Genomic DNA, 12,859 nt, shown 5'->3' on the forward strand with positions numbered 1-12,859 from the left:
CGAGGGATGGGAGAGGCCGTGCGCTTCGAGGTCAGCCGGGTCATGGACACCATCGAGCAGCGGCTGACGACCGACGTCACGCTCGCGCAGGCCGTCGTCGACCTCGCCGACGTCGCCCGGTTCGTGGCCCTCGACGGCGGCCGCCCCATCAACCTGCTGCGCCTCGGGATGGTCGTCGACGCGCTCAGCCGGTACCTCATCGACGCCGGCGCCATGCTCTACCCCGTGGTCGGCCGCGAGGCCCTGTCCGAGGCGGCGCTCACCTCGAAGGAGCGCATGGTGCTCGGCCGCTGGGCCGACGACGGCCTCATCGAGGTCACGCCCGTCGTCGCCGACCGGCCCGTCGAGATCGCCGACTTCACCGGCCTGCCCCTGATCGTGGTCCGTGACCAGCCGCAGTTCGCCGCCCGGTTCCCGTGGCTCGTCGACAGCCCGGAGCGGGTGCTGCGCCTGACCCCGCGCGCCGGCGGTGCGGTGCTGACCCCCGGCGGCGAGCCCACCCCGCCGAAGGACGGCAAGGAACGCCTGGTCGTGAAGGGCACCGCGACCCTGCCGATCATCCCGCTCGAGCCCGCCGGGGCGGAGACTCCGGATGCCCGGGCCGCCGCGGACACAGCCGACGCCTCCCCTCCGGCCGCCGCTGCCCTGGCCACTCCGGCCACCCCGGTGGCCGCGGCCACCCCGGTCGCCGCGGACAGTGCCGAAATTCCGGATTCGTCGGACAAGGCGGAAGACGCACCCGCCGCGAAGCCGTCTCCCCGCCCGTCCAAGCCGGCCGCCTCGACCTCCACCCAGGAGCGCGGCGGGCAGCCGGACGGCGTGCAGTCGTTCACGGCCCGAGGCTCGCAGCGGGCCGGGCGCACCCGGGTGATGCGGCGGCGGTTCACCCGCGCCGAGCCCAGCGGCGTCGGCGCCGCGCTGATGGCCCGCGAGTGGCGGTGCGGCGAGCCCGAGTGCCCCGCGTTCGGCCGCTTCCGCCGGATCGGCCAGCCGGTCCCGCGCATGCGCGCCGGCGTGCCCGCCTGCCCCCGCCACGGCCAGGCGGTCAAGGACATCGGCCCGCGGCCGCCCGCGTTCGCCGTGTCCGTGGTCGTCGAGGACCTGGCCCGGCGCCGGTTCGTGGTCGGCGCCGACCGTCCCGTGATCGTCGGCCGCGAGCCCGCCGACCCCGACGACATCGCCGTCGGTCAGTGGCTGCACGAGGCCGCGGCCGCCTGGATCGCCAAGGAGCACCTGAGGCTCGAGGTCCGCGACGGCCGTCCCGTCGTCACCGACACGAGTGAGAACGGCACCCTGATCTGGAAGCGCTCGGCCCCCGACATCAAGGAGGAGACCGAGCGGATCTACCGGAAGTCGTACCAGCTGACCGGCTGGGACTCCGTCGAGCTCTACACCGGCGTCGAGCTCATCGTGGGCGATCACCGCCTGCAGACGATCGTCGGCTCCGAGCCCGCCTCGGTCCTGCTCGACGCCCCCACGGTCGCCCTGCGCCTGGTCGACTGAATCCCCGTCGCGCGAGCGGCCACCAAACGTCACGGGACCGGCCCGGTCGCGGAGCCGGGGCGCGCTGCCCTGGCTCCGCGGCGGGCGGCTCAGGTGAGGTGCTGCGGCGTCTTCGCGGTCAGCTTCGCCGGACCGGTCGCCGACAGGTTCGTGATCACGTAGGCCGTCACGGTCCCGTCGGGGGTGACCGCCCACAAGTCGGGCACGCCGTCGGCGTTCACGTCGGTGAGCCGCAGCTCGGACAGTTGGGTGCCCGGCAGCCAGGCGTCGGCCAGGCGGTACTGCGTGAAGGCCAGCGCCCCGGTCTCCTGGTTGTAGGTGACGCCCTGCCACAGGAAGAGGGCCCCGGTCGACTGGTGCCACAGCGCGACGGCGGTGCCGCTGGGCAGCAGCTTCGAGGCGAGCCGCCAGTGGTCCCAGTCCGTGCCGCCGGTCGGGGTGGCCGTCGCGAGCTGCACGGGGAACGCGAAGTTGGCGGTGCCGGTCTGCGAGGCGTAGTACTGCAGGGTGTAGCCGTTGGCCGGGCTGCCCACGATGCCCAGCAGGTCCGGATATGCCAGGTGGTTGCCACTGCTGTCGTAGGCGTTGACGAGCTGCAGCGGGTTGTCGTTGTTGATGTCCGAGAACAGGCCCGCGGACAGCGTCGCCTCGTAGCCCCGGTCGGCGCGCAGCGGCTCGCCGCGGCCGAGGCCATCGATGATCATGCCGCTGCCCGGGTTGAGCCCGCCCGGGTAGTACACGAAGACGTCCTCGAACGGCCCGCCCCGGAACTTGCCCGTGAAGACCTGAGCGCCGGTGAACGGGGTGCCGACACCGTTGCCGTTGATGCCGATGTCCACCGCCGGGGTGCGCACCTGGCCGCGCAGCCCTCGCCCGGTGGCCTGCCACAGGCCGGGCGCGAGCCCCGGGGTGCCGCCGACGGCGAGCAGATCGGGCTTGCCGTCGCTGTCGAGGTCCTGGTCGGCGGCCGGCGGTGGGGACGCCGCGTTGAACGTGGTGACGGTCGAGTCGCTGACCGAGCCGTCGGCGGCCACGGCGTAGACCGACAGGACGTTGGTGGGCCGGCTGACGATCACCGAAGCGGTGGCCCGCCCGTTGGCCGCGGCGACCCGGCCACCCGGGTCGCCGTTGAGCGAGAACACGAACTGGGCCGCCGGCACACTGCCGGGGGCCTTGCCGAACCGGAACCTGGCGGTGGCGCCGACCACCGGCGCGGTCGTGAGCGCTGTGACGGTCGGTGCCAGGACGCCCGCCGCGGCCGCCGGCTCGGCGGCCAGGACGGCGCCGGCCGCGGCCGCCACCAGGAGCGCCACCACGGTGCCGGCCAGGCGGCGCGAATGATGCAGATGCATGGATTTCCCCTCGTGATGCGCCGCGAGGTACGGCGCGCGTCAATCAGACGCAGGCATCGGCGATCGGTTGCACCTCGGCCGGAGAAAAATCGACCGGTGTGCGAGGTGTTGGTCGCCCGGTCCGCCGACAGGACCGTTGAGAGGATCGCGCGATGGTGTGAGGTCCGTATATTGACGCTGTGGACTCGCGAGGCTACCGGCTGGGCATCGACTTCGGCACCTCGAACACCGCGGCGGTCCTGGCCTGGCCCGACGGGCACGTGCGGCCGCTGCTCTTCGACGGCTCGCCGAGCCTGCCCTCGGCGGTGTACGCCGACCCGCAGTCGGGACTGCTCGTCGGGCGCGACGCGGTGCACGCCGCCCGGGCCAACCCCGAGCGCTTCGAGCCCAACCCGAAGCGGCGCATCGACGAGCCCGCCGTCCTGCTCGGCGACCACGAGGTGCCGACCGCCGACCTGTTCGCGGCCGTGCTCGCCCGCGTCGGCGGCGAGGCGCAGCGGGTCGCCGGCGGCCCGATCGGCCAGGTCACCATCACCTGCCCCGCGGCCTGGGCGCACACCCGCCGCGGCGTGCTGCTCGCCGCCGCCGAACGCGCCGGCCTCGGCACGGTGACGCTCGTGCCCGAGCCGGTCGCCGCGGCCGAGGTGTTCCGTACCCTCGAAGGCACCGACGTGCGCCCCGGCTCCGCGTTCGTCGTGTACGACCTGGGCGCCGGCACGTTCGACGCGTCCGTCGTCCGGCACGGCCCCGGCACGTTCGAGGTCCTCGCCGCGGAGGGGCTCAGCACCAGTGGCGGCCTCGACATCGACGCCGCGATCGTCGGCTACCTGGGCGCCAGCCAGTCCTCCCGCGACCCCGCCGCCTGGAGCCGGCTCGTGCACCCCACGACCAGCGCCGAACGCCGCGCCAACAGGCTGCTCTGGGACGACGTCCGCGCCGCCAAGGAGATGCTGTCGCGCACGTCGTCGACGATGATCCACATCCCGATGTACGACGAGGACATCCCCCTCGGCCGCGACCAGTTCGAGCAGCTGGCCCGCCCGATCCTCGCCGCCACGGTCACCGCGACCCGGGCCGCCATCGCCGCCGCCGGGCTCACCCCGGCCGCCATCGCCGGCGTCTTCCTCGTCGGCGGCGGCAGCCGGATCCCGCTCGTCGCGACGCTGCTGCATCAGGCCCTCGGCCTGGCCCCGACCGCCGTCGAGCAGCCCGAGATGGTGGTGGCGCAGGGCAGCCTCGGCGCCCCCGCCCGGCCCGGCCCGCCCGGCCGGCCGGTCTCCGCCCCGGTCTCCGGTCCCGCCTTCCCGACCTCGTCGCCACCCGTCACGTTCCCGACCTCGTCCCCGCCGGCCGCGTTCCAGCCCCCAGCGGCGGCGCCTGCCGTGTTCCCGACCTCGGTGCCACCCGCCTCGGTCCCCGTGTCCGGTCCTGTGCCCGGGCCGGCCTCCGGCTCGGCCGCCGTGCCGGTGTCGGGATCGCCGGTGTCAGGAGCGCCGATGTCAGGAGCGCCGATGTCGGCGGTGCCGGTGTCGCCCGGGCTCGCCGCCGAGCCGACCTCCGGCCAGCCGTCGTCGCAGTTCGGGCAGGACGCCGGTTACACCCCGCCGGCCGGTCACGCCGCCCCAGCCGGTCACGCCGCCCCAGCCGGTCACGCCGCCCCAGCCGGTCACGCCGCCCCAGCCGGTCACGCCGCCCAGCCCGGAGCGGCACGGCCTTCGCCGTCCGGGCACGCGGCCGCACAGCCTTCGCCGGCCGGTCCGCCGTCGCCGCCGCCGGGCCGGGCCTCCGTGCCCGCCACCTACGGAACGCCACCGCAGCCGCCCCCGCAGACCCCTCCGCCGGCCGCGCCCCGGACGCCGGCCCCGCCGCAGATCCCACCGCAAGCGCCGCGGCAGGCGCCCGGCGGGCAGCGGCGGACCGGGATGCTGGTCGCGGCCGCCGTGGTCGTCCTGCTGGTGGTCGGCCTCGGCATCTACGGCATCACCAAGCTCGGCGGCGACGACAACGGCGGCAAGGGCGACCAGTCGGCGAGCCAGACCGATCCCCCCGCCGACGGCGGCGACGACGGCGCCACCACCGACAACCCCGTCGAGTTCAGCGCCCAGAAGGACGACAGCGACTGGAACACCAACGCCGAGGAGTTCAACGGCGACGAGGGCAAGATCATCCGGTACAACTGCCCCAAGGGCGGGAAGGCCGGCAAGGTCTGGGGCGACGGCCCCTACACCACCGCCTCGTCCGTCTGCACCGCCGCCGTCCACGCCGGATACATCGGCTTCGACGAGGGTGGCAAGGTCCTGATCCAGATCCGGCAGGGCTCCGACTCCTACGGGTCCAACCCCCAGTACCAGGTCACGCCCAGGACCTACGGCAAGTCCGAGTGGGAGTTCACGATCGCCGGCACCAGCTGAGCCGCCGGCTCAGCGCAGCGCGCGGATCGCCGTCAGGGTGGTGTGCACGTCGAACTGCGCGCCGTCGTCGCTCTCCCAGCCGCCGTCGCTGCGCTGCGTCTCGCTGAGGCGCTTGCGGGCCGCGCTGAGCAGCCAGTCCTCCGGCGACATGCGGACCCGCCGCAGCGCCGCGTAGAGCGACGCCGTGTCGGCGGGGGTCATGTCCGGCACCCGGTCGGCGAGCGCCACCTGGATCTGCGCCGACTCGTAGAACCAGCCGAGGTGGAAGAGCACGGCGCAGCCGAGCCAGCCGGCGACCAGGAACGACGGCCAGCTGCCGTCGGGCCGCAGCGACGCCCGGAACGCCTCGGCGGCGCGGGCGACCCGGGTCGCGTGCTGGTCGTCGCCGTTGTTCGGTCCGCCGACCACCAGCCAGTAGGCGGCGTTGGTGGTCAGGTACAGCTTCGCCTCGTCGTCGCCGGGCTGCGCCCACGGCGGGGCGATGCCCGCCAGGGACGCGTCCTCTTCCCACATGCCGTCGGGCCGCTGGCTGCGGCCGAGCCACGCCAGGGCCCGGCGGGCCGCGGGGCGGTCGATGGCGCCGAGGTCGTCGAGCTCGCCGAGCCGGAAACAGGTGGCGTCCACGGACGCGACGTCGGCGCCCCACAGCGCCGGCCAGCCGCCGTCGGGCGACTGGCCGATCTCGGCCTGCTCCAGCACGTCGGCCGGTGGGGACTGGCCGGTGCGCAGCCAGGCGAGGCGGGCGCGATCGACGGCGTCGCCGTGTGCGACGACGTAGCCGATCGCGGCATCAAGGTCGACCATGCGCCGTACGCTACCGCCCGCCCGCTGCCCGCGCGTCGCGACCTAATACACCGGCAGTGATGGATCGACGGTCTTCACCCAGGAGACCACCCCGCCCTGCACGTGGACCGCGTCCTTGAAGCCCGCGGCCTTGACCGCGGCGAGGGCCTCCGCCGAGCGGACGCCGCTCTTGCAGTACAGGACGATCTGGCGGTCCTGCGGCAGGTCGGCGAGGGCGGAGCCGTTGAGGATCTCGCCCTTCGGCACGAGCCGCGCCCCGGGCACCCGCACGATCTCCCACTCGGCCGGCTCGCGCACGTCGATCAGCTCGATCGGCTTGCCCGAGTCCTGCCAGTCCTTGAGCTCGGTGGCGGTGATCGTCGAGCCCTGCGTGGCGGCCTGCGCCTCGTCGGACACGGCGCCGCAGAAGTCGTCGTAGTCGATGAGCTCGGTGACCGTCGGGTTCTCACCGCAGATCGCGCAGCCCGGGTCCTTGCGGAGCCGGATCTTGCGGTAGGTCATCTCGAGCGCGTCGTACACCATGAGACTGCCGAGCAGCGAGTCACCGACGCCCGTCAGGAGCTTGATCGCCTCGGTGACCTGGATCGCGCCGATCGACGCGCACAGCACGCCCAGGACGCCGCCCTCGGCGCAGGAGGGGACCATGCCCGGCGGCGGGGGCTCCGGGTAGAGGCAGCGGTAGCACGGGCCGTGCTCGGCCCAGAAGACGGACGCCTGGCCGTCGAACCGGTAGATCGAGCCCCAGATGTACGGCTTGCCGAGCAGCACCGCCGCGTCGTTGACCATGTACCGGGTGGCGAAGTTGTCCGTGCCGTCGACGATCAGGTCGTACTGCCGGAAGATGTCCATCACGTTGTCGTTGTCGAGGGCCTCGTTGTGCACCACGACGTTGACATACGGGTTGATCTCGAGGACCGAGTCGCGCGCCGACTCGGCCTTCGGCCGGCCGATGTCCGACTGGCCGTGGATGATCTGGCGCTGCAGGTTGGACTCGTCGACGGTGTCGAACTCGACGATGCCGAGCGTGCCGACCCCGGCCGCGGCGAGATACATCAGCGCCGGCGAGCCGAGACCGCCCGCGCCCACGCAGAGCACGCGCGCGTTCTTCAGGCGCTTCTGCCCGGCGACACCCACGTCAGGGATGATCAGATGCCGGGAGTAGCGGCGGACCTCGTCGACGGAGAGGTCGGGCGCGGGCTCGACCAGTGGAGGCAACGACATGGTTCTCATTCTGCCGCGCCCGCACCGCAAACCCACGTGACCTACGGCACTTTGGGCGCTACTGCATCCTGGCGCCGCTGGCGCTACGGCATCTTGGCGCCGCTGGCGCTACTGCATCCTGGCGCCGCTGGCGCTATGGCACCTTGGCGCCGCTGTACCGCTGGCCGTCCACGAACGGCCACGCGTTGGCGACGCAGCCCTTCAGCCCGTAGGTCTGCTGCTGCATCACCGGCGCCGGACGGCCCGGGCCAGGGCAGGCCTCGTGGCCGTTGCCGAGCTCGTGGCCGACCTCGTGGTTGATCACATAGCTCTGGTAGTCCTCGACCGGCGCGCCGTAGTCCGGCACCCCGGTCAGCCAGCGGGCCAGGTTGATGACGACCTTCCCGGTGAGCCGGCAGGAGCTGTACCCGGCGGTGTGCAGCCCGGCGGTCGCGCAGATCTGCTCCGACGTGACCGGCGTGGCCAGGAAGATCGTGAAGTCGGCGGTGCCCTGCCCGGCGACCCGCTGCAGCCGCACCTGACCGGCGGCGGGCCAGCCGCGCGGGTCGGCGAACACCCGCTCGACCGAGGCGGCGAACGCGTCCGCGTCCTGGCCGCTGCCGTTCTCCACCGCGACCCGGTACTTCCGCACCGTCCCGGCACTGCCGGCGACGGGTCCCGCGCTGGTCGCGTACGCGAACGTGCCGGCGGCGCTGGACGGGCCGGCCTCCGGTGGCTGGCTCGCGGGGCGGCTCGGCGGGGCGAGCATCGGCGCCGGCCCGCGGGTCGCGGCGACCGTCACCGCCGGCTCCTTGCCGTCGTCGCCGAAGAACAGCAGGCGGCCCAGGCCGGCCGCGGCGATCAGGAACGCGGCGGCCATCACGCCCGCGACGACGTAGCGCCGCCGGCGGATCTGCTCACGCCGCCGGCGCTGCTCGGCCCGGACGACCTCACGGGCCTGCCGCGGGTCACTCGGCAGCGGCACCGGCAGCCGCCGGGAGCTGCCGGAGGGGCGTGGCAGGTCCTGGGAGCTGCCGGGAGGGTGTGGCAGGTCCCGGCGGTCGCTGCTCAGCCGGCTCGCCATCGATTGGTCAGCTTGCCATGCGCACCTGCGGCGCGCGCTGCCGCACCCCGTCCCGCACCTGAGTTGCAACCTGCCGGGCGGCGGTCCGGCCGGCCTTACCGTCCTGCAGCTCGTCGAGCAGGCCGAGCACCGCGCGGGCCACCGTCCGCGGCACCTCCATCTGCGCCACGTGGCCGACGCCCTCCAGCATCATCAGCCGGCTGTCGGGGATGAGGCGGGCGACCTGCGGCGCGGTGCGGATGTCGACGAGCCGGTCCTGCCGCCCGGCGATCACCAGCGTCGGCGCCTTGATCTTCGCGGCCATCTTCCACATCGAGCCCTCGCCCGGCAGGTACGCGCGCAGGAAGCTGCCCACCAGGCCGCGGAGGCTCCCCACGTACGCCTCGGCATACCACGGCACCGAGTGCCGCCGCCGTGCTTCCTCGATCGCCTCCAGGCGCCGCTGCTCCGGGTAGCGGGACGGGTCGGCGTAGCAGGACTCGATCACCATCGCGGCGAGGGCCTCCGGCTCCATCGACGACATCCGCCGGGCCGCCAGCTTCGCCGCGTTGGGCAGCAGGAGCAGCGGCACGATCGGCCCCTGCAGCGACCGGCGCGGGTCGAGGAACGGCATCGCCGGTGAGATCAGCGTCAGGCTGCGCACCAGGTCGGGGCGCAGCGCGGCGGCCACGAACACGGCCGCGCCGCCCATCGAGTTGCCGAACAGGTGGACCGGGCCGCGGTCGCTGTGCTCGACCCACCTGATGATGTGCGCGGCCATCGCCGCCAGCGAGTAGCTGCGGGCCGGGTCGCTGAACCCGAACCCGGGCAGGTCGATCGCCTGGCCGTCGAGCCGCCCGGCGAGCACGCCCGCCAGGTCGGTCCAGTTGGTCGACGAACCGCCGAGGCCGTGCACGTAGACCGCCGGCTCGGCACCGGGCGCGGTCGCCGGCGTGTCCCGCACGTACGCCTTCAAGCCGTCGAGCTCCACCTCGCGCCCGGGCCACGTGTCCGGCAGCCGCTCGGGTGACGGGACGGTGAACTCCGGGACAAGGGCAGCTCTCTTCATGCTTACCAGTGTGCCCCAGGGGGTCTATGGCAGCAGTGCTTCCAAATTGCCTACCCGGGGATGCCCGGAGGGCTACAGCAGCAGATGCCCGGAGGGCTACGGCAGCAGGTGCCCGGAGGGCTACGGCAGCAGGGCCTCCAGGCGCCGGTTCACGGCCGCGAGTGTGGCACGGACCACAGCCTGCCGTGGATCGCCCGAGTTCACCGCCGAGCCCGTCAGCTGCTCGACCCAGCCGTCGTACAGCAGCAGCAGCACGACGACGGCCACCTCGCAGCCGCCGAGCTGCACCACCGCGGCGTGCTCGATGTAGCACCTGGCGCGGGACGTCGCGTCGACGTCGACCAGCAGCTGGTCGACGGCCGAGGCGGCGGCGGCCGCGGACAGCCGCAGGATGTACCCGTCGACCGCCGGGCCGCTGGCGACCCCGACCGCCGGATGACCGTCCGCGATCAGGCGCACCTCGACCACCGCGTCGACGCCCTGCGTGCTGACCTCGACCTGGTCGATGATCACCCGCGGCGACACGATCGTGCTGGACTGCGGCACCAGCGCCGGCGGCGCGTCCCGGTTCACCGGGACCGGAGCGTGCTCTCCCGGCGTTTTCGGCGCCTGTACGGGCTGCTGCTGCCCGGTCGCGACCAGGCCCGGCGGCTGGGGCGGCCGGCGCAGCTCTTCGACCTCGGCGTGCGGCGTCTCCGAGCGGGCCTGCGGCCGGAGCTCTTCGACCTCGGCGTGCGGCGCCTCCGGGCGGGCCTGCGGCCGGAGCTCCTCGATCTCGGGGCGGGGGGCCTCGGCCGGGCGGCGCACGCCGCTGACCGGGCGCCGCCGGCGGGCCTCGCGACCGTAGCCGGGCAGGGCGCTGTGCGGCGCGTTACCACGGATCGCCGGGCGTCCCGCGGGCGCGGCGGGCTCCGGCGGGTTGGGCTCGGCGGCCAGGCCCATCCGCTCGTTGAGCAGGCGCGCGACGGCCCGGCTGACCCGGCCCGGGTCGGCGTCGTCGAGCAGTTCCAGCCGGAGCGTGTGCAGACCGTCGGCGTTCTTGCGCACCGTCGCCTCGCGTACACCGGAGACACCCTGCACGGCGCGCAGGACCGCCGGGATGTCGAACCCGTCGGGGCGGTCGTCCAGGCTGGGCTCGTCGTCCTCGTCCTCGCGCTCCTCGCGCAGGAACGTGGCGATCCTCGCCAGCTCCGCACCGCCGGCCGGGTTGGCACCCGTCGCGAGGGGCTCGACCTCGACCTCGGGCACCTGCGGCACGTCAGGGTGCGACGGGACGCGCTGCGGCAGCTCGGGGCCGTTGCCCCAGTCGGCGTCGGCGAGTCCGGCTGGCTCCTGGGCGGCGTAGGGCGGCTCCGACGCGAACGCCGGCATCGTCGGCTCGGCCGCGGACAGGGGAGTGGCGTTGCCGAGCAGCTCGGGCGGCAGGGGGCCGACGAGCGGGTCGTCCTCCGGCACCCGCTGCGTGGGCAGCGGCGGCATCGGGTGCAGGGCGGGCTGCGGCACGGGGTGCACGGCCGGCTGTGGCACCGGGTGCAGGGCCGGTTGCGGCACGGGGTGCACCGCCGGCTGCGGCACGGGGTGCAGGGCCGGCGCCGGGACCACCGGCTCCTGCGACGGCGCGGCCCAGTCGAACTCGGCGCCGGCCTGCTCGTACGCCTGGAAGCCGTTCGGCGGTGGCGGCTGCTGCTGCGGGTACTCCTGCGACGGGTACTGCTGCTGCGGGTACTCGCGGGACGGGTACTGCGCGGGGTACTGCTGGCTCTGGTACGGGTACTGCTGATCCCGCGGATCCTGACCCTGGTACTGCTCGTGGCCCTGGTACTGCTCCTGGCCCTGGTAAGGCTCCTGGGGCCGGTGCTGCTGCTCGTGGGGCTGGAACGGCTCCTGGTGGTTGCCGGCCGGCGGGTCGAGGTGGGCCGCGCCGTTGGCGGCGTGCGTCTCCTGCTGGAACGCGCCGTTGTGCGGCCGGATGTCCCTGGTCTCGTAGCCCCAGGCCTGGTCCTGGTAGGCGGCGGCCTGGTCCTGGTAGGCGCCGTACGGCGGCTGGCCGTTGTCGCCGTGCACCCGGGCGCGCGGGTCGACCGGCGCGGGATGGCCGCTGAGCCGGTCCAGGGCCGACGGCGTCTGGCCATACCCGCCGGACGTCGGCGTGGGCGGCGGGCCGTAGCCCCCGGACGTCGGCCGGACGGCCTCCTCGCGCGCGTCGGCGACCGGGGCGGCGCCGTAGACGGTGCCGGAGCCGGGCAGCGGGCCGGTGTGGCTGGTGTGGCTGGTCTCGTGCGGCTGCGGCTGCGACCCGGCCGCGGGCAGCGACCCGCTGGTCTCCGGCTGGCTGACGGAGCTCGGCCAGCCCTGGCCGTCGGGTCCGTAGTGCCCGTAGTGCAGCGACGTGGTGGGGTGCGCCGGCGGCGGGGCGGAGACGGGCGGGCTCATCGGGGCGAGCATGTCGGAGTAGGAGCCGCGGACCTCGGCACGGCCGCGCGGGCCGCCGGCGCCATTGGTCGAACCATTGATCGAACCGCTGACCGACGCGCGGCCGGCGATGGCTCCTGTTGCCGGCTCACGCCACGCGGAGACGATCGCCTCGAGCGCGTCATCGCTCGGCGTCGACCCGTCACCATGGGTGCTGTCCGGTGACCTGTGCGGATCCGTGTGCCCTCCTCCGCGATATGCGCCTGACCCGTGCGGGCTTCCGGCTTGCCCCGTTTCGTCCACGCGCGCTCCTCCGTCGCCCCTAGGTGAGGCTACCGTGTGGGCGGAAAGGGGGTAAGTTGCAATCCCGACCCAAATCCGGATGGTGAACATGACCTCGGCGATGAGCGGCACCCAGTCGGCCGGACGGCCGGTGCGGCTGCCCCGGTCGGCCCGCCGCAAGCAACTGCTCGCCGCGGCGCAGCAGGTTTTCGTGGCACAGGGTTACCACGCGGCCGCGATGGATGACATCGCCGAGCGGGCGGGCGTCTCCAAGCCCGTGCTCTACCAGCACTTCCCTGGCAAGCTCGAGCTCTATCTGGCGCTGCTCGACACGCACTGCGACGCGATGGTCTCGCGGATGCGTGCCGCGATGGAGGCGACCACCGACAACAAGGAGCGGGTCCGCGGCGCCATCCAGGCGTATTTCGACTTCATCGACCACGAGAGCGAGGCCTTCCGCCTCGTCTTCGAGTCGGACCTGCGCAACGACCCGGCGGTCCGCGAGCGGGTCGACCGGGTCGAGAGTGGCTGCATCGCCGCGATCACGGACACGATCATGGCCGACACCGACCTGAGCCAGGAGCGGGCGGAGCTGCTCGCGTCCGGCCTCGTCGGCGCCGCGGAGGTCGCGGCCCGGTTCTGGGTCGCCGGCGGCCGCCAGGTGGCGAAGCCCGAAGCGGAGGCGCTGCTGACCGCGCTGTCGTGGCGCGGCATCGCGAGCTTCCCCCTGCACGGCGAACACGCCTGATCGCGTTAGTCTTCA

General features: G+C 74.0%; 9 protein-coding genes. 3 read left to right on the forward strand and 6 right to left on the reverse strand.

Annotated features, from left to right (window positions below):
- Positions 1 to 18: 18 nt before the first annotated feature.
- Positions 19 to 1,503, forward strand: a complete 1,485-nt coding sequence (locus tag ACFY3L_RS25595) for a hypothetical protein (protein WP_389328903.1) — start codon at positions 19 to 21, stop codon at positions 1,501 to 1,503.
- Between the two features lie 89 nt (positions 1,504 to 1,592).
- On the opposite strand, the gene ACFY3L_RS25600 is transcribed toward ACFY3L_RS25595, so the two are convergent.
- Complete coding sequence (locus ACFY3L_RS25600) at positions 1,593 to 2,855, reverse strand: hypothetical protein (protein ID WP_389328906.1); 1,263 nt, start codon at positions 2,853 to 2,855, stop codon at positions 1,593 to 1,595.
- 179 nt (positions 2,856 to 3,034) lie between these two features.
- Between ACFY3L_RS25600 and ACFY3L_RS25605 the strand changes: the two genes are divergently transcribed.
- Complete coding sequence (locus ACFY3L_RS25605; protein ID WP_389328909.1) at positions 3,035 to 5,266, forward strand: Hsp70 family protein; 2,232 nt, start codon at positions 3,035 to 3,037, stop codon at positions 5,264 to 5,266.
- 9 nt (positions 5,267 to 5,275) lie between these two features.
- Here ACFY3L_RS25605 and ACFY3L_RS25610 read toward each other — a convergent pair whose 3' ends face one another.
- From ACFY3L_RS25610 to ACFY3L_RS25630, 5 genes are all read right to left on the reverse strand, one after another.
- Positions 5,276 to 6,070, reverse strand: a complete 795-nt coding sequence (locus ACFY3L_RS25610; protein ID WP_389328912.1) for a prenyltransferase/squalene oxidase repeat-containing protein — start codon at positions 6,068 to 6,070, stop codon at positions 5,276 to 5,278.
- A 42-nt stretch (positions 6,071 to 6,112) separates the two neighbouring features.
- Positions 6,113 to 7,291: an adenylyltransferase/sulfurtransferase MoeZ gene (gene moeZ, locus ACFY3L_RS25615; protein WP_389328915.1), complete on the reverse strand. Its 1,179-nt coding sequence runs from the start codon at positions 7,289 to 7,291 to the stop codon at positions 6,113 to 6,115.
- Between the two features lie 133 nt (positions 7,292 to 7,424).
- Entirely contained in the window at positions 7,425 to 8,354 is a 930-nt protein-coding gene (locus ACFY3L_RS25620) for a DUF3152 domain-containing protein (protein WP_389328918.1), read from the reverse strand.
- 7 nt (positions 8,355 to 8,361) lie between these two features.
- On the reverse strand, positions 8,362 to 9,402 hold the full coding sequence (locus ACFY3L_RS25625) for an alpha/beta fold hydrolase (protein WP_389328921.1): 1,041 nt from the start codon (positions 9,400 to 9,402) through the stop codon (positions 8,362 to 8,364).
- A gap of 120 nt (positions 9,403 to 9,522) precedes the next feature.
- Positions 9,523 to 11,835 carry a hypothetical protein gene (locus ACFY3L_RS25630; RefSeq protein ID WP_389328924.1) on the reverse strand — a complete coding sequence of 771 codons (2,313 nt, stop codon included), beginning with the start codon at positions 11,833 to 11,835 and terminating at the stop codon, positions 9,523 to 9,525.
- 370 nt (positions 11,836 to 12,205) lie between these two features.
- Between ACFY3L_RS25630 and ACFY3L_RS25635 the strand changes: the two genes are divergently transcribed.
- Positions 12,206 to 12,844: a TetR/AcrR family transcriptional regulator gene (locus ACFY3L_RS25635; protein WP_389328927.1), complete on the forward strand. Its 639-nt coding sequence runs from the start codon at positions 12,206 to 12,208 to the stop codon at positions 12,842 to 12,844.
- Positions 12,845 to 12,859 lie beyond the last annotated feature (15 nt).

Source organism: Dactylosporangium sp. NPDC000521 (assembly GCF_042898305.1).
In the GTDB taxonomy this organism is placed as follows: Bacteria; Actinomycetota; Actinomycetes; order Mycobacteriales; family Micromonosporaceae; genus Dactylosporangium.

Excerpts from the sequence above, each read along its gene's own strand:
- ACFY3L_RS25600 (WP_389328906.1), bottom strand. The coding sequence starts at position 2,855 with ATGCATCTGCATCATTCGCGCCGCCTGGCCGGCACCGTGGTGGCGCTC.
- ACFY3L_RS25610 (WP_389328912.1), bottom strand. The coding sequence starts at position 6,070 with ATGGTCGACCTTGATGCCGCGATCGGCTACGTCGTCGCACACGGCGAC.
- moeZ (WP_389328915.1), bottom strand. The coding sequence starts at position 7,291 with ATGTCGTTGCCTCCACTGGTCGAGCCCGCGCCCGACCTCTCCGTCGAC.
- ACFY3L_RS25620 (WP_389328918.1), bottom strand. The coding sequence starts at position 8,354 with ATGGCGAGCCGGCTGAGCAGCGACCGCCGGGACCTGCCACACCCTCCC.
- ACFY3L_RS25625 (WP_389328921.1), bottom strand. The coding sequence starts at position 9,402 with ATGAAGAGAGCTGCCCTTGTCCCGGAGTTCACCGTCCCGTCACCCGAG.
- ACFY3L_RS25630 (WP_389328924.1), bottom strand. The coding sequence starts at position 11,835 with ATGAGCCCGCCCGTCTCCGCCCCGCCGCCGGCGCACCCCACCACGTCG.
- ACFY3L_RS25635 (WP_389328927.1), top strand. The coding sequence starts at position 12,206 with ATGACCTCGGCGATGAGCGGCACCCAGTCGGCCGGACGGCCGGTGCGG.